The following is a 16,104-nucleotide window of genomic DNA, read 5'->3' on the forward strand; positions in this document are numbered from 1 at the left end:
GGCTCACCGAGCTGATCGCCAGGAACCGAGCGGGGCAGCCTCACCGCGAAGACGACAGCAATCCAGCGCTCGCGTCCCTGCTCGTGCGAACAACTCTCACCACTCCTGCCGTGGCGAGTCCTCCGTATGCGAACGCATGGTTGTTTCGCGCCAGTTGCCTTGGGTAGAGGGAACTATCGTGATCAGACAGCAGGGTGTGCTGCCGGTCGAGGTATCCAGCTTCGTGAACCGCAGAGAGGAACGGGATGCCCTGCGAAGCCTGGTGCGGACGTCGCGGCTGGTAACGGTGACCGGGGTCGGAGGGGTGGGTAAGACCCGTGTCGCCCTGCGGGTGGCCGCCGAGGTGCGCAAGGACTTCCCCGACGGCGTGTGGTGGGTGGATCTGTCGCCGCTGCGGGATGCCGCGCTCCTTCCCCATCTCGTGGCCAACGTCCTGGGTGTGCAGGACGTGACCCTGCGCCCCATGGAGCAGGTGCTGGCCGATGCCGTGGCATCGCGGCGGATGATGTTGGTGCTGGACACCTGCGAGCACCTCAGGTGGCCTTGTGCGAGGCTTGTCGACGCCCTGCTGCGAGCGGCATCCCAGTTGCGGGTGCTGGCCACCAGCCGGCAATCCCTGGGAGTGGCCGGGGAAACGGTGTACACGGTGCGCCCCATGCGTTTGCGGCCGCAGGGGCACGACGGTGTGGCGGACGGGGTGGAGCTGTTCGTCGAGCGGGCCCGAGCGGCCAGCGGGAGCTTTGCCCTGACCGCTGAGAACCGCGACGTGGTGGCGCAGTTGTGCCACCGGCTCGATGGCCTGCCGTTGGCGATCGAGCTGGCGGCGGTGCGTTCACGGGCGTTGTCGGTGCACGAGATCCTCGGCCGTCTTGATGATCACTTCGACTTGCTGGCCGGTGGTGTCCGGGTGCTTCCGGAACGGCACGAGACGCTGCGGACCACGATCGGCTGGAGCTACCAGTTGTGCACGCCGGCTGAACGGTTGTTGTGGGCGCGGGTGTCGGTCTTCTCGGGCGCGGTCGACCTGTCCGGCCTGGTGGAGGTGTGCACAGATGACCGGCTCGTGGCCGGAGACGTCCTGAGGACGGTCGACGGGCTGGTGGACAAGTCAATCCTGTTGCGGGAGGGGCGCACCGGTGAGGTGCGGTACCGGTTGCTGGACACCTTGCGCGCCTTCGGTCGGCAACGGCAGCGGCAGACGGGGGAGCAGGCATGGCTGCTGCGTCGGCATCGTGACTACTACCTCCGACTGGCCAAGCGCTTCGAGGTCGACTGGTGCAGCCCGCGACAGATCGACTGGCGTGAGCGGATGCAGCGCGAGTACGAGAATCTGCGCGCCGCGATCGACTTCTGCCTGAGCACTCCATCAGAACACCTGGCTGGGCTGGAACTGCTCGGCGCACTGCGCGAGTTCTGGGTCGGCTGCGGCGTGGTGCGGGAAGGCCGACACCACCTCGACCGAGCGCTCGCCCTGAACGTGGAGCCAGGCCCCGTCCTGACCACCGCGCTGTGGACCGCCGCGTGGCTGGCCGTGGCTCAGGGGGACCTCGAGGCGGTGGACACCCTGCTCGCCCGGTGCCGCCCCTACGCCGAACGGCAGGGCGACACCGTGGCTGCCGGCTGGATCGCCTACATCGCCGGAGCGGCGGCGATGTTCCGTGGCCACCACACCGAGGCCGTCGCCCTCACCGAAGAGTCGGCCGAGTTGCACCGACGTTCCGGCGCGCCGGGCACCGGGCTGGCCGCCGCGTACTCGGTCCAGGCCATGGCCTTGGCCATGGCGGGCGAGTTCGACCGCGCGGTCGTCGCAGCGGAGCAGTGCCGGGCGGCCTCCGAACGGTGCGGGGAGTACTGGATGCGCTCCTACGCCGACTACATGCGCGCCGTGTCGGAGCTCGGGCGCGGCGACCCGGAAGCGGCGGTGACCTACGCGCGCACCGCGCTGCGGTCCAAGCACCTGCTGGGTGACAGCCCGGGAATGGCCATGGCACTGGACCTGCTCGCCTCGGCCGCAGCGGCCCAGGGACAGGCCGAGCGGGCGGCTCGGCTGCTGGGAGTCGGGCATCAGGTCTGGAACACTTTCGGTCTGTCCCAGTTCGGTTCGGCCGACCTGGTCTCCGCACGCCGCCACTGCGAACTCCAAACCCGCACCGCCTTGGGGAGCAGCGGCTACCAGGCGGCGTTCGAGGCCGGGCAGAGCCTGGAGCTGGACGCGGCCATCGCCTACGCCCTCGATGAGCACACGCCGTGCCCCCACGCGCCGTCCCCGGCGGACGTGGAGCCGTTGACCCGGCGTGAACGAGACGTGGCCACCCTCGTCAGCGACGGGCTGACCAACAAGGAGATCGCGGCCCGGCTGGGCATCGCCAAACGCACCGTCGACATCCACATCGGACGTGTCCTCGCCAAGCTCAGTTTCGACAACCGGGCCCAGATCGCCGAATGGGTCCGAAGGCTACGCCCCACGACCGGGCCTTAGAACCGCACCGGGTCAGGTTTGCCCGCCGGAGAAGGAGATCTCGACACCCGGCCGCTTACGTGTACTAGTTCTTCTACCCGGGAGCGTGGGGTTCTTCGACGGTGCCTGGGTGGTCCTGCCGAACTCGCCCGCGCTGCCCCGGCGTCGCCGTGCGGCTGACGCGGGCGAGCGTCGCGGTGGAGGTGTGTGTCGCGGTGGGACGGCCCGGAGTAGTAGATGACCCCGACGTCGCGGCGGTGGTCGAAACCGATGTCGAGCATCCCCGCGTCGGGCTCACCTACGTGGGGCCGGAGTTGTGTCCGGGGATTGGTCAGCGGTCGACGCGCTGCCAGGTCACGGTGTGCGGGCGCTTGCCGGTGGCGGCGAATACGCGGACTGCGGCGCGGATCTGGTCGAGGGGGACCTCGGCGCCACTAGGGAAGTCGTGCGAGTTGTTCATGTAGTTGTAGAACACGGTGCCGGTGCGCGGGGGGGGGGGCGTCGCTGTGGGTGACCCATCGGCCGTCCGGGTCGCTGCACTGGATCAGGCCACGGCCGGGAACGGCGCCGACGCCGACCCAGAACTCGATGTCCGGGAGTGCACCGTTTGCCAGGTCCTCGTTGCGGAACAAGGACACGACGACCGGTTCGGGCCCGGCGGCGAGCCGGTCGAGCAGCTGGTCGACGGCCGTGGCGTCGTCCAGCACGAGTTCGTGATCCTGGTCGATGTCGTACCAGGCTTGCATGGTGGTCACGGGGCCGTCCTCCTGTAGGTGTTGTGGAAGCCCTCGGGGCCGTAGATGGTCACTGTCTCGTCGGGGCGGAGCAGGCGCGGCAATATCTTGTCGCATCCGAACGGGCCCGGACACGGCCGGTTATTGACCACGAGCGTGAGGTGTCGTTGCCCGCTGGCATGCATCTGTGCCAGGGCCTTGAGCGCGACGTGCAGGCCGATGCCGAGCTGTTGCCGGAACCCTGCGTCGGCGATGAGCCGGTCCGCCGCGGCACTGTCGGCGTCGGTCCCGGACACCAGCCGCCCGACGATCGCGCCGTCGACGTCGAGGATGCGGCCATGGGTGATCTTCTGTGTCTGGCCGGACTGCCGCTTGGGGACCGGGGGCGGTAGGTCGGCGACGGCGGCGGCGACGCCGGGCGGTAGGCCCGGTCTTGTCGCCGGATCCACAGTCGTCACTGGCGGTGAGTGGGCGCCGGTGGTGCCGCCGAGTCCGGCGATCCAGGTCTCGACCCGCTCGGGCAGTTCGCGCAGCAACTTCCGCACCTCGGTCAGGGTGTCCTTGGCTCGCTCCAGCTGGGTGTGTACCTCGTCGCGCTTCTGTGGCAAGCCATTCGGCTAGGGACATGAACCGGGCTGCTGGGGTGCGCAGGAGTGCCGCGTGGAAGTACAGGGCACCCAACTCTGAAGCGGATCTCCCCAGGCCACCGTCCGGTCCCGGGAAGACTGCCCGGATCAGGCGGACCAGGACGTCCTGATGGTGTCGGCGTTGTCGCCCAGGAAGTCGTCGAGCGTGCGGGCCGGGCGGCCGGTGAGGTCGGTGACCGCGGTCGTGGTGGGCGCGAGCCTGCCCTCGGCGACCTCGGCGAACAACCCCGCCACGTCGTGGGCGAAGTGCGCGGGCAGCCCGAGTGCGGTGAGCCGGGTGGCGAAGGCGGACGCGGGCAGGTCGACGTAGCGGATCTCCCGACCCGCCACCCTCGACAGTTTCGCCGCGATCTCGGTGTGGGTGAGCGCCTCCGGTCCGGTGAGAACGAACGTCTCGCCGTGCCTGGGGTCCTGGGTGAGCAGGGTGGCAGCACAAGCCGCGATGTCCGCGCAGTCCACGTAGGACACCCGGCTGTCGCCGTACGCGCCGAGGATGTGGCCGTGTTCGGTGAACACCGCGGCGCCCGTCAGGAAGTTCTGCATGAACCCGCTCGGCTGCAGGACGCTCCAGCCGAGCCCGGATGCCCTCAGGTGTTCCTCGATGAGCCAGTGCGCGCCCTCGGCCAGCTTGCCGCCCTCGCGCGCGTGCCACACCGAGAGCTTCACGACGTGATCCACGCCTGCCTCGGCGGCCGCGTCGATCACCGTGCGCTGCTGGCGCACCATCGGCTGCTCGCCGTCGGCGGGCTGGGCACCGCCCGCGTTGAGGAAGACCCGGTCGGCGCCCGTCAGCGCCGCCGCGACCGAGGCCGGGTCATCGAGGTCGCCGACCACGTACCGGCAGCCGAGTTCATCGCCCTTGGCCGGATCGCGCACGAACGCGGTGACGTCCGCGCCGCGCAGTTGGTGGACGAGGTGGCGGCCGATGCTGCCGGTCGCGCCGAAGACCAGGATCATCACGATCTCCCGTTAAACTGAGGCTGGCTCGAGTAATTAAGTTGAGGGTACCTCGAATTAATCGGGAGGCAAGCGTGGGCCGTCGACCGAGGGCGGACGCACGTCGCAATCACGACCGCCTGCTCGCGGAGGCAGACGCGGTATTCCGCGAGCAGGGCACCAGTGCGTCGCTGGAGGGCATCGCACGGCGGGCGGGCGTCGCGATCGGCACGCTGTACGGCCACTTCCCGAACCGGAGGGCACTGGTCGGTGCCGTGCTGCGGGAGCGGAACGAGGCGCTGTTCGACGCGGGCGAGGCGTTGGCGGGGGAAGCACCGGAGGAGGCACTGCGCCGGTGGGTCGACCTGGTGGTCGGCCACGCCGCCACGTACCGGGGGCTCGCCGAACTGCTGGTGGACGGCGTCGATGACGAGGCGTCCGAACTACACGCATCCTGCGCGCGGATGGCCGACATCGGGGAGCAGATCGTCTCGCGAGCGATCAAGGTTGGAGCCGTGCGACCGGACGTGACCGGGGCGGACGTCTTCGCGCTGATGAACGCCGGCGCCTGGACCCGCGAGCACGCGTCCGAGGAACAGGCGGCGCGGCTCGTCTCCTACACCATCGACGGGCTGCTCGTGAACGGCTGCCGTTCCGCATAGTGGGCGCTGGAAGAACCCTGTATGCCTTTGGAGGAGCCCAACGAGTGGACGTATGACGGAAGGATGGCGGCGTTTCTGCCGCCCGGTGCGCGACTGGCCGTGGTCACGCAGGACGGCGCACGCCACATCTACGCGGGAGCCCCAGAGCGAGCATCACCGCCCGCTACCGAGTCCTTGACGGTCAGCGGCTTCGGGAACGCGTCCAACCGGTGACCACATCGGTTCTGGAACAGCTGCTGAAGCGCCGACTGGCCGACGACGGCGTGCACGTCGAGGACCATCCCGAGCCCGGCGCGCCGCTCCGGGCACAGCTCGTCTTCGGCGCTCGTGTCGAGACGGACCTGGGCGCGATCTACTACACCGACGCCGGCGGCGCCTGGTTCAGCCGCGGCACCGCCGCGCGGGCCGACGGCGACGAGCTGTACCTCGCGGAGCTGGACTTCCCACTCGACTCCGAGATTCCCGTACCGCAGCTGCGTAAGGCGCTGCTGGAGTACGAGCAGACCCGCCAGCGCCCGACCGGCGTTGACTGGCAGCCCGCCGAGTAACCGCCTGACACGGCAGCGCTTCCCGTTGTCGGAGCGCCGGTGCCGAGTGGCGCGCACGGCTTCCGCCGGGTGGTTCGTCGCAGACGCGGGCCGCGCCACCTGGTCGGTGTCTGGTGGGCAGATGCGGCCCTCATCCCTGTGCCGCGTCGCCAGATGGGCCCGTGCGCGTGCGAGCCTGCCCCGGACGGCGTCCTGGCTGATGCCTAGCCGCGATGCGGCCTCGGCGTAGGTGAGCGACTGCAGATCGACCATCGTCCACACCATCCGGTGCGCGGCGGACAACCGCGTGATCGCACGGCGCAGAGCCTGCGCGCTCGCTCGGACTTCAGCATGGTGTTGCGGATCAACTGAGGTGTGGTGCGGGCGGCGTGGTTGCTCGGGGATCGCCTCCACGGGCACGTCCTTGCGGCGCCTGCGGGCGCGCAGGGCGTACAGGCAGCGTCGCCGGGTGATTTTTGAACCAGCCAGGAGCGAACCGCCGCCGGATCGGCGAGCGTAGGCAGATTTCGCCAGGCGCTGATGAAGACCTCTTGCACCACATCATTTGCCTTTGAGGGGTCACCGAGCATGCTCATGCTGGCCGCGAGCACCAGGTGCCGATGGAGTTCGAGTAGCTGCCGGAAAGCACAGTTCCGGAAGGTCCGTCACGCTGGCGGGGGAACCGTGCGGTGGATGCCTCAATTCTGTGGTGGCACGGCTGGTGACGTGTTGATGATCGTTCGGGGCCAGCCCGGTCGATGGGCGGGCGCAGGGGGCAACGGGGGAGTCGAGTTCCACTTCGTCGGCCGCGACCGGGCGTGAACGAACTGGGTCACCATTCCAGCCGGTAGATGCTCAACATCTGGCGCAGCGCGGGAATCCGGCCGAGCACGCGGGTGGCGAGCCGTCCGCGCAGCGTCGTCGAGACGACGAATCCCTCCAGGTCGAACGCGTTGAGCACGGCGGCGCAGCGCAGGCTGGGGTGGATCGACTCCAGCTCCCGCGGACTGTCGATGCCCCAGAGCACCTGGGCCCGTGCCACCTTGATGGCCTTGGCGCGCCTGCTGAGCTTGACGCCGGTCGTGCTGAGCGCGTCGAAGACCAGGGTCCCGCTGGGGAAGTACTCGGCCAGGCCGCGGAAGAGGAGCCTGCCGTCGCCTGCGTCGAGGTACATGGTCAGTCCTTCGGCGACCACGAGCACCGGGCGGTCGGTGGGCACCTCGGCCAGCCAGCCGGGGGCGGTGACCGAGGTGCCGAGCGCGGTGTAGTCGCCGGGCGGCTCCGGGACCAGGCGCCTCCTGAGCGCGACGATCTCGGGGTAGTCCACGTCGATCCAACGCACCTCGGCGCCGTGGTCCACGCGATGGGCACGGCTGTCCAGGCCGCACCCGATGTGCAGCACGGTGGCGCGGGGGTGGGCGGCGAGGAAGTCGGCGACCTGCCCGTCGATGTGGCGAGCCCGGATCGCTACGGCGCTCTCGTCGCCGGGGCGCATGCCGACCTTGCTGAAGTCGACCTCGAAGTCCGGGTCGGCCTCGATCCGGCGCAGCGTGGCCAGCGCCACCCGGTCGCCGAGGATCGGCTTGTCCGCCGAGGCGTCCACGGCCCGGCAGTAGAGCGTGGGGAGCAGGGTCGCCTGCACTCCGGTCAGCTTCACTGGTCTCCTCGGGATCACCGCGGCGCAGGGATCTTCGCGCCACGAAGGGAGCGCAGCTTAACCAGGTCCTGCCGAGGTCACAGGCGCCCTGAAACCCATTGACAGCGCGCCCTCCCACTCGATCCGTGACGACCTGAGCACGGCGAACGACGGCCGCGTCGGCCGGTCCGTCGCGCTCAACGGGATCGGCTGGTGCCACGCCGAGGCACTGGGCCACCTCGGTGCGGCAGGACTTGCTGCGGGCGAGGTGGAGGCGGCGCCGACTGATCACGTGCGCGGAAGCGCGCGACCTTGGCCTGGTTGCCGCAGGTCTTCATGCTGCACCAGCGTCGGCGGCGGCCGCGAGAGGTGTCGATGAAGAACCATCCGCAGCCGTCGCAGGACCGCACCGGCCGCGCCGAAGGGCTCAGCGCGAGCCTGATCGCGTGCAGCGCGATGACGCCGAGCGCGCCCTTGCCGGTGAGTGCTTTCGCGGAGCCGTCCGCTTCCACGGAAACGTCACGCACCGTCTCAAGGAGACAGTCCAACGCGTCGCGAGGTATGCGCCTCCGTGTCCCTGTGGCTCCTGGTCAGACACCTCGCCGCCGTGGGCCGGTCTACGCGTTCGACACGATCGGCTGAGCGGGCCGCAGACGGCGAGGTCGCCGCCGCGCTCACCGACGGCCTGGACCTGGTCGCCTTCGCGGGCACCACCATGATCAACACGGCCCAGACCCGCAAGCTCGCCGCACGCGTGCGCCAACGCGGGACAGTGCTGCTTCCCCTGGATACAGGCATACGACCATGAAGTCTGGCAGGGCTTCGTCAACAGGATGGTGGATCAAGGAAAGATCATCCTGGACAGGGTCAACGCAAGCGGGCGCCGAAAGGTGCGGCTACGTCCGACGGAGAAGTTCTACGAGGCCTGACATCGCCGGAACTGCGTCGACGCGGACTGCGGTCAGCTCCGTGATCAATCCACTGTGGACTGGTGCGGAGTAGAAGACAGCCCCTCCCCTACGATGCGGGGGAGGGGCAGCACCACGTCCGCACGTTCATGGTCGAGGCAGATTCGTTGCAAAGCAAGAGCTTTCGGCTGTTGGTGGGCCATGAGCCAGCTGGCCCTCGATCGTGGCGCGGAGCTGTGGTCTGTCGCATGAACACGCATCTGGTGCATGGATGCGACGAATACGTGTTCGAGTCCCCCCTCGGACACCACACTCATCACATGGCCCGCGTCCACGACGCGGGCCGTTGCTGTTCCTGAGGAGAAGCTCGTGGCTGCCGAGTGGCACATCGGTAGTGCCGCCGACGAGGGAGCAGACAACCGGTCTGGATCCTCGGGCACTTCATGAGCGCAGACCTCGGCGTTCGCTCCGGCACGGACGTCGAAGTCAAATGGGGGAATCCACACAGCGGACGAGAAGCGGGCGGAGTGGACCACCGGCGACGAGCGCACCACCCTCGCTCTCCTGATCGAAGGACACTTTCAGATCGATCTCACCGATGCCAACGCCGTCCTTGTCCGGCAAGGCGACTACGTCCTGTGGGGACCGGGGATCGACCACTCCTGGGAAGCTCTTGCCGACTCGGTGATCGTCACCGTCCGCTGGCCTTCACGGCCGTGAAGGCCAGGAGGCACATGCTTTCAACAGAGACGCTGAGAACGTGCAGGAGGAAAAGCGTCTGCTGGAACCCACCACTGCCGCGCCACTTCCCTACAGCGCGGCGAATGCAGCCTTGAACAACTGGAGCAAAGCTCTCGCCCCGAACGGCATACGCGTCAACACGGTCTTGCCTGAGCTCACCGAAACCGACATCTGGGCCGGACAGGATTCCCTCGGAACCGCCCTGGCCGCGAAGTCCGGGCTCGACCACAAGGTGTTCCTTGACAACGTCCCGGCCATCCTCGGCATGCCCAACGCTCGGCTCATTCAACCGGAGGAGGTCGCGGCCACTGTCGCATTCCTCGTCTCCTCCGCCAGCTCAGGGATCGTCGGAGCCAACGTCGTAGTGGACGGTGGCTTGACCATCGCCGCGTAGCGTCACGATTCCTGCATGATCAAGCGCACTCCGCGCGGGACTCCGCGGGGTGTTGAGTGATCAGCGATTGCCTGGGTGATTGGGTGCGGCCGGGCTCTGTGATCATGGCTCGGGTGTGATCATCAGGATGGTGGGGGCCTTCTTCCGCATGTGGCCGGGGTGGTGGTCGAGCGGGTCGGCTCCGACGGAAGCGTCCAATGCGGGCAAATGCACCCAATGGACCTCAGTGAGGTAGGTAGCCGACTACGCGCGATCAGGAAACGGAGATCGAAAACAGAGCGCGTGAAGCACGTCGCCGGGACCGCTGGCCCTCGTCCTCATGGGCGCCTTCACCCAGTCGCACACGCCGCTTGACGGCAGAAGGTCAGCGGTTCCCTCACGAAATTTCCAAGGGCCTGGCTCTGAAGCAGTGCTACGAGGCGCGCAAGGACCCTCGCTCCGTCGGCAAGCCGATGCGCTGCGTGGACTGGACCGACGGTCACGACAAGTTCATCGCCTTTGAGGTCCACATATAAAAGATCACTTATCGAGGAGGTCCTGGGTGGCTTGGGCCTCCTCCGTCCGTCGAATCGTCTTTCCACGCGGTCCGGGTGCACACGACGATTCACGTATGCTTGAAACCGCGTCGTTGAGAAGACTTAGTTGGGGATTCCTGAAATCCGACGTGAGAGTATCCGGGCATGACGCCGCAGCGCGGACAGAACTGGTCACGACAGCCACAACAGGGGTCGGGTGATCGCCCTCATCGCGACCGTGGTGCTCGGGCTTGGCATCGGCGGTTGGGCCGTGTTCGGACGCGGTGGCTCGGATTCGGCGACACCCGGCGCGTGGAGTACCTGTGGGACGGCGCGCTGCCGACCCCGGACTCGCAGACGGCGAGCAAGCCCGCACCGCTGACGTGGTCAGCGGAGAAGTTCCAACCCGGCACGGTGGAATAGCCGGACTGAGGTTCTGCCCAGTTCTCGCTGTGACTGGCCGCTTCCCAGCCCGAGGTTCGCCACCGCCCACCTTTCTTCCCGCCAGCCGCGGCACTCCAGTTCCAGGCTGGCGGGAGCGTCAGCAAGACCGAGTCGCTCGCCACGGCTGAAAGGGAATTGCAGATGTCATACAGACGGGGAACGCGAGGCCGGTCGTGGTGGCTGGTGCTTAGCGGCGTGTGGGATGCGGTGATGGTGGGCGCGCTGGTGGCGTTGTACATCGTGTGCGTGCTGCTGGATGGATTGCGTCGGCGCCGGACGGAGGCATGATGGGGGCCGGGGAGTACGTGCTCGTCGGTGCCGTCCCGGGCGGGGTTGGCGCGATTGAGACGGCGCTCGATTGGGTGGGCCGGCATGGGTTGGTCGGGGAGAGCCGCGTGGCACCCGATACTGCGGGGAACCTGTTCGTGCGCCTTGTCTTCAGCTCAGACCGGCCGGAGCGCGAGTTGCGGGACGGGTTCGCCGCGATTGGGACACAGTGGGTGTCACGATGCGAGATCCACTCGCTGACGCGCCGCCCCCGCCTGCTTGTGCTCGGCTCCCAGCAGACGCACTGCGCGGCGGACCTGCTCGACCGGTGGGCCAACGGCCTGCTGGACGTACAGATCGCCGCCGTGGTGTCCAACCACAGCACGCTGGAGCCGGTCGCCGCTGCATACGGGGTTCCCTTCACGCGCTTGCGGATCGATGCCACGGGCCCTGCGGAGGCGGAGGAGGAGCTGCGTCGGCTGGTCAAAGAGCACAGTGCGGAGCTGGTCGTGCTGGCCCGCTACATGCGGATTCTGTCGCCGCAGTTGTGCGCGTGGCTGGACGGGCGCGACGTCCCGGCGATCAACGTGCACCACAGCCTGCTGCCCAGCTTCGTCGGGGCACGGCCGTACCGGCAGGCCGCCACACGGGGTGTGAAGGGGGTCGGGGCCACCGCCCACTACGTGACCGCCGAGCTGGACCAAGGCCCGATCATCGCGCAACAGTGGCGCTCGGCCAGCCACCTGGCATGCCCGGGTGAAGCCGATCTCGCCCGGTTGGGCCGCGACGCGGAGGTCGCGGTGCTCGCCGAGGCCGTCCGGCTGCACTGTCAGCACCGGGTGCTGCGGGCCGGTGACGGAACCACGGTCGTGTTGGGCTAGTACGACTGATCTTTAGAGCTGATCTCCAACTGGGCAAGGCCATCGATGAGATCGGGCACCTTGAGGATCTTCAGCTCGGAGGCGAAGATCCTCAAGGGAGACCCAGGCCACGGATTTCGGTCCCAACCCTTGCGCTGGCTGTGGCATCACACCTCATATCAGCTTCGTACATCGCCGTCATGTCCTGCGAGGACAATGAGGAGACCGCCACGCGGCTCCTTCACCGGGGTCTGTCAAACGAGCGGCTCTGTCGCTGATTGAGTGATCAACTTGATCGGTCTGGAGTTCGGGGTTTGTCAGGCGTTTGTGATCATGTCCGCCGTGTTGTGAGTGGTTGGGCGCGCTGTTGCCGCACCTGGTCGTTGTGGTGGTCGAGCAGGTCGAGCGGGCCGGGTCGGGTGTGCTGGCCTGGGCGCGGGTCAAGTCGGAGGACGGGGTTAGTCGGTCCTGTAGTGGGATCGCTGGAAGCCGTTTGTCGGTGTACGCCCTGGCGTGCACAGGTAACTACGGGAAGACGTGCATAGCGGCGGCCGGGTGCAGGTGCTGACTGGGGTTGGCCCATTTGACGATCAGTTGGCTTGTCGGGGACAAGCTGTTCAACAAAGGTTGGGGATGCGATTGCCTGCCGTTGCGGGGTTCCGCGTTGGCAATGAGGCCGGCCACGCGATGTCGTCGATCGCGAGCCACGGCGCGACGGCTACAGCCGAGGGTGTGAGCCCGGTGAACGCCTTGACCTCGCGGTGGAGGTGGGACTGGTCAACGTAGCCGCTCTCGGTGGCGACGCCGGCGGCGGCGTGACCCGCCGCGAGGAGGTGGGCCGCGTGGTCGAACCGCACCAGTCGGGCGAGGCGTTTGGGGCTGGTTCCGAGCTGGGACCCGAAGCGGGACCACAGGCGCTTGCGGCTCCAGCCGACCTCGCCTGCCAAGCTGTCCACCCGTACCAGTCCTCGGCTGGTGAGCGTCCGCCGCCATGCGTGGGCGACCTCCGGATCGACCGGCGAGCGGGCGTCCAGCCGTCGGCCGAGGACGTCGGCTGCGATCGTGAACCGTTCGTCCCACGACGCGGCGGCGCGCAACCTGTCCTCGACCCGCTCTGCGTCGCGACCCCAGACGTCTGCCAAGGGAGCCATCGTCCCGCTGAGCTCGGGTGATGCGCCGAGCGCCGCAGCCGCCACGTCCGGCTCCAGCCGGATCTGGAGACACTCGCCCACGCCGCCACCCGCCCGCAGTTCGCCGGGCATCAGCCCGATGACGACGCTGCCGCGCTCGCGGCGGTCGCTTGTGTCGCAGACGATGCCGTCTCCCTCGCCCAGTTCGATGAGCAGGGTGACGGCCGGGTGCGCGACCATGGTGATGTCCACGGGAGCGGGGACACGCAGGCGGAACCCGGCCATGCTGATCCCCGGCAGCCGATTCGACCGGCGCGGGACTGCGATGTCCACCGTTGTCCAGTCCGGTGGTGCTCCGGTCGACGTCACGTGACCAGTCTAGGCATCGGGGGCCACGGGCGGGGTGCCACCGACCCGTTGCCGCGAAGTCCAGCCCAGCAGCAGTTCGCTGGTCGTCTCGGGTGCTTCGAGCATGGGGATGTGCCCGACCCCGGGCAGCAACTCGATCCGCGCGTTCGGCACCGCCTCGTACTGGTGCGCCGACGACGGGTCCCAGCGAGGGTCTGCGGCACCGAAGATCACCAGCACCGGGACGGTGAGGGCGGCGAGACGATCGGGCACGCTGCGCTCCGCGATGTACGCGGTGTTGCGGCGCAACGACATCCTGAAGGCACGGTATGAGGTCCGCTTGAGATCGGCGACCGCCTCGTCGGGCACGTCCACCGGGCGAGCGGTCGTTGCCCCGATTCCTGTGCGGATCATCGCATCCGAACGCCTCGACCAGACCAGGGGGCCGAAAGGCGGCCCCATCAGGACCCGAAAGATCAACGGCTGGGGAAGCAGCGCATCCGGGCGCGGGCCGCTGCTGATCAGCGCGACCGACCGCACCAGGTCGGGGCGCTGTTCGGCGAGCGCGGTGGCGGCGTAGCCGCCGCTGGAATGCCCGACGACGGCGACGTGACGCAGGCCGAGGTCGTCGAGCACCGCCGCCACCCGGCTTGCCTGCACGGGCACGTCATAGGACGACGGGGGCGGGGACTGGCCGCAGCCCGGGAGATCGACCCGGATGACGTGGTGGTGGTCGGCAAGCGCCGGGACCACCGGGCTCCAAGAGACACCCGAGGCCCCCGATCCGTGGATGAGCAACAGCGGCGGCGCCTGCCGCGGGCCGTCGTGCACCACGTGCATCCCGTGCGAATGCTCAACACCGTTCTCGCTCATGCGAGAGATACTGCGCGGGCCGCCGACTTCCGGTCTTGGACAAATGTCCTCGCGGGAACGATCACCGGCTACCACCGCGTCAGTGGTACGCGCCGAGCTTGACTGGTAGCGGCCCGCCCCCTGCGGACAGTGATGGCTTGATCGAGCCCGCGACGTTGCACTGAGACGTGTCCGGACACACCGGAGGACGCCCGCTCTTCATCGGAAGAGAACGTTCGTGCTGGGTCGGTGACGGCAATGCCACTCGGTTGAACATCAGGGCAAGTGCTTGACGTGTCCGAGCAGTGAGGCGGACTCGCCCGCGTTCGGAGTGGGATCAGCTGGAGCCCGTGTGCGCGTTCATCCGTACCGGGCTGCGCACGTTGACCTGTACGCCGACACCGTTGGTTCGCCGCAGTGGGAAGTTGTGGCGCTGAGCCCATTCGGCCATTGTCGACTTAGTCCACTATGGACATTCAACGGTAGCTACTCCCTTGACTGCCGGTCATCACGGGTCTGTCAAACGAGCGGTGTAACTCGGGTTGAGGAGAGCTACTTGCATCCGGCGGCCAGGCGGCCGTCGAAGGCGATCTCCAAGGCGTTCAACGCGGGTTTCCAGCGCATGGTCCAGCGTGTGCGGCCGGTGCCGGTGGGGTCCAGGCTCATGATGGCCATGCAGACGCACTTCAGTGCGGCTTGCTCGCTGGGGGAGTGACCGCGGGCCTTGACCGCACGGCGGATGCGGGCGTTGGCGCTCTCGATCGCGTTGGTGGAACAGATCACCCGCCGGGTTTCCGGATCGAAGGCCAGAAACGGCACGAACTCTGCCCAGGCGTTGTCCCACAACCGCACGATCGCCGGATAACGGGCGCCCCAGGCCTCGGCGAACTGGCCGAACCGCTCGCGGGCAGCGGTCTCGGTCGGCGCGGTATAAACCGGCTTCAACGCCTTGCCGATCGCATCCCAATGCTGGCGGCCGGCGTAACGGAAACTGTTGCGCAGCAAGTGAACAACGCACGTCTGAGTGATGGTCTGCGGCCACACGGTGGCAATCGCATCCACAAGCCCGCTCAGCCCGTCACAGACCACCATCAGCACATCGGCCACGCCTCGGTTCTTCAACTCCGTCAACACGTGCAGCCAGTACTTGGCGCCCTCACCGCCGTCACCGGCCCACAGCCCGAGGATGTCCCGACGCCCCTCACAGGTCACCGCCAACGCAACGTGGATTGGTCGGTTCGCGACCTGACCGTCGCGGATCTTCACGTGGATCGCGTCGATGAACACCACGGGGTACATCGCATCCGGCGGCCGATTCTGCCATTCCACCATGCCCTCGATCACCTTGTCAGTGATGGTGGAGATCGTCTGACGCGACACCTCCGCGCCATAGACCTCGGCCAGGTGCGCGGAGATCTCCCCGGTCGTCAACCCCTGGCGGCCAACGAGATCACCATCTCATCCACACCCGTCAGGCGTTTCTGCCGCTTGGCCACGATCCTGGGCTCGAAGCTGCCGTTACGATCGCGAGGCGCAGTGATCTCCACCGGGCCCACATCGGTCAGCACGGTCTTCGAGCGGGTCCCGTTACGCGAGTTCCCGGTCCCACGGCCGGCCGGATCGTGCTTGTCATAGCCCAGGTGATCGGTGATCTCACCGTCCAGCGCGGATTCCAGCAGCCGCTTGGTCAGCTGCTGCAAATACCCCGCCCTCACCGGTCAGCTTCAGCCCTCCAGCCTTGGCGCGGTTCACCAACTGCTCAACCAGCTGCTCGTCCAGACCATCCAGACCAGTCTCGGGCTTCGAGTCCTCAGCGTGCTCCACGCCGGACATCATCTCGGTCATCAGGTGCACTTCCATGGTCGGGAGTTACACCGCTCGTCTTACAGTCCCGCGTTGCGGCTTCACGCGTGTTCGGTGGGACGGCTCGAACGTCGCCGTTCACGGGTTTCGGGGTGAGCGCTGACGGCGGGCGCGTTGTTGGCAGCGCCTTGGCGTGGGTGGACTGGAGGGGCTCGGCGACCGGTGTCGTTCTCACCTGGTGG

15 protein-coding genes and 3 pseudogenes are annotated in these 16,104 nt (G+C 68.0%); 7 read left to right on the top strand and 11 right to left on the bottom strand.

Annotation, left to right across the window (positions count from 1 at the left end; translation table 11 throughout):
* The first annotated feature begins 178 nt into the window (after window positions 1-178).
* On the top strand, window positions 179-2,479 hold the full coding sequence (locus tag BLT28_RS04710) for an ATP-binding protein (protein ID WP_197683969.1): 2,301 nt from the start codon (window positions 179-181) through the stop codon (window positions 2,477-2,479).
* 310 nt (window positions 2,480-2,789) lie between these two features.
* Here the strand turns inward: BLT28_RS04710 and BLT28_RS04715 are convergent, their stop codons facing one another.
* The 4 genes from BLT28_RS04715 to BLT28_RS04730 form a co-directional block, all read right to left on the bottom strand.
* Window positions 2,790-2,918: an Imm1 family immunity protein gene (locus tag BLT28_RS04715; RefSeq protein ID WP_156051486.1), complete on the bottom strand. Its 129-nt coding sequence runs from the start codon at window positions 2,916-2,918 to the stop codon at window positions 2,790-2,792.
* A complete protein-coding gene (locus BLT28_RS39750) occupies window positions 2,893-3,213 on the bottom strand; it encodes a hypothetical protein (protein WP_030432251.1) in 321 nt (106 codons plus the stop codon). Before BLT28_RS39750 ends, BLT28_RS04715 begins: the two co-directional genes overlap by 26 nt.
* The gene (locus BLT28_RS04725) at window positions 3,210-3,800 is read right to left on the bottom strand and encodes a DddA-like double-stranded DNA deaminase toxin (protein ID WP_030432250.1); all 591 of its coding nucleotides are present in this window, start codon (window positions 3,798-3,800) and stop codon (window positions 3,210-3,212) included. The genes BLT28_RS39750 and BLT28_RS04725 overlap by 4 nt, the downstream gene beginning before the upstream one ends.
* 126 nt (window positions 3,801-3,926) lie before the next feature.
* The gene (locus BLT28_RS04730) at window positions 3,927-4,796 is read right to left on the bottom strand and encodes an NmrA family NAD(P)-binding protein (protein WP_030432249.1); all 870 of its coding nucleotides are present in this window, start codon (window positions 4,794-4,796) and stop codon (window positions 3,927-3,929) included.
* Between the two features lie 74 nt (window positions 4,797-4,870).
* On the opposite strand from BLT28_RS04730, the gene BLT28_RS04735 reads away from it, so the two are divergent.
* Together BLT28_RS04735 and BLT28_RS04740 are read left to right on the top strand one after the other, a co-directional pair.
* On the top strand, window positions 4,871-5,437 hold the full coding sequence (locus tag BLT28_RS04735) for a TetR/AcrR family transcriptional regulator (RefSeq protein WP_172806500.1): 567 nt from the start codon (window positions 4,871-4,873) through the stop codon (window positions 5,435-5,437).
* 209 nt (window positions 5,438-5,646) lie between these two features.
* Window positions 5,647-5,985 carry an Imm1 family immunity protein gene (locus BLT28_RS04740; RefSeq protein ID WP_030432247.1) on the top strand — a complete coding sequence of 113 codons (339 nt, stop codon included), beginning with the start codon at window positions 5,647-5,649 and terminating at the stop codon, window positions 5,983-5,985.
* Window positions 5,986-6,141: 156 nt separating this feature from the next.
* Here BLT28_RS04740 and BLT28_RS42760 read toward each other — a convergent pair.
* From BLT28_RS42760 to BLT28_RS04755, 4 genes and pseudogenes are all read right to left on the bottom strand, one after another.
* A pseudogene (locus BLT28_RS42760) lies at window positions 6,142-6,498 on the bottom strand (RNA polymerase sigma factor); the annotation flags it as partial.
* Window positions 6,456-6,587, bottom strand: a pseudogene (locus BLT28_RS42765) (RNA polymerase sigma factor); the annotation flags it as partial. The pseudogenes BLT28_RS42760 and BLT28_RS42765, both read right to left, overlap by 43 nt.
* Before the next feature lie 209 nt (window positions 6,588-6,796).
* Window positions 6,797-7,621 carry a class I SAM-dependent methyltransferase gene (locus tag BLT28_RS04750; RefSeq protein WP_197683970.1) on the bottom strand — a complete coding sequence of 275 codons (825 nt, stop codon included), beginning with the start codon at window positions 7,619-7,621 and terminating at the stop codon, window positions 6,797-6,799.
* A 176-nt stretch (window positions 7,622-7,797) separates the two neighbouring features.
* Window positions 7,798-8,127, bottom strand: coding sequence for a CGNR zinc finger domain-containing protein (locus BLT28_RS04755; protein WP_197683971.1), 330 nt, complete (start codon window positions 8,125-8,127; stop codon window positions 7,798-7,800).
* 80 nt (window positions 8,128-8,207) lie between these two features.
* Here BLT28_RS04755 and BLT28_RS04760 point away from each other — a divergent pair, with 80 nt between their 5' ends.
* From BLT28_RS04760 to BLT28_RS04775, 4 genes are all read left to right on the top strand, one after another.
* Window positions 8,208-8,408, top strand: a complete 201-nt coding sequence (locus tag BLT28_RS04760) for a hypothetical protein (RefSeq protein WP_156051482.1) — start codon at window positions 8,208-8,210, stop codon at window positions 8,406-8,408.
* 860 nt (window positions 8,409-9,268) lie between these two features.
* Complete coding sequence (locus BLT28_RS04770) at window positions 9,269-9,643, top strand: SDR family oxidoreductase (RefSeq protein WP_052407889.1); 375 nt, start codon at window positions 9,269-9,271, stop codon at window positions 9,641-9,643.
* Between the two features lie 779 nt (window positions 9,644-10,422).
* Window positions 10,423-10,581 carry a hypothetical protein gene (locus tag BLT28_RS39755; RefSeq protein WP_156051480.1) on the top strand — a complete coding sequence of 53 codons (159 nt, stop codon included), beginning with the start codon at window positions 10,423-10,425 and terminating at the stop codon, window positions 10,579-10,581.
* 416 nt (window positions 10,582-10,997) lie between these two features.
* Window positions 10,998-11,750 carry a formyltetrahydrofolate deformylase gene (locus BLT28_RS04775; protein ID WP_162184908.1) on the top strand — a complete coding sequence of 251 codons (753 nt, stop codon included), beginning with the start codon at window positions 10,998-11,000 and terminating at the stop codon, window positions 11,748-11,750.
* A 596-nt stretch (window positions 11,751-12,346) separates the two neighbouring features.
* On the opposite strand, the gene BLT28_RS04780 is transcribed toward BLT28_RS04775, so the two are convergent.
* From BLT28_RS04780 to BLT28_RS04790, 3 genes and pseudogenes are all read right to left on the bottom strand, one after another.
* The gene (locus BLT28_RS04780; protein WP_231950618.1) at window positions 12,347-13,228 is read right to left on the bottom strand and encodes a helix-turn-helix domain-containing protein; all 882 of its coding nucleotides are present in this window, start codon (window positions 13,226-13,228) and stop codon (window positions 12,347-12,349) included.
* 9 nt (window positions 13,229-13,237) lie between these two features.
* A complete protein-coding gene (locus BLT28_RS04785; protein ID WP_030432241.1) occupies window positions 13,238-14,080 on the bottom strand; it encodes an alpha/beta fold hydrolase in 843 nt (280 codons plus the stop codon).
* Window positions 14,081-14,611: 531 nt separating this feature from the next.
* A pseudogene (locus BLT28_RS04790) lies at window positions 14,612-15,904 on the bottom strand (IS256 family transposase).
* Window positions 15,905-16,104 lie beyond the last annotated feature (200 nt).

This window comes from Allokutzneria albata, assembly GCF_900103775.1.
GTDB classification, from domain to species: domain Bacteria; phylum Actinomycetota; class Actinomycetes; order Mycobacteriales; family Pseudonocardiaceae; genus Allokutzneria; species Allokutzneria albata.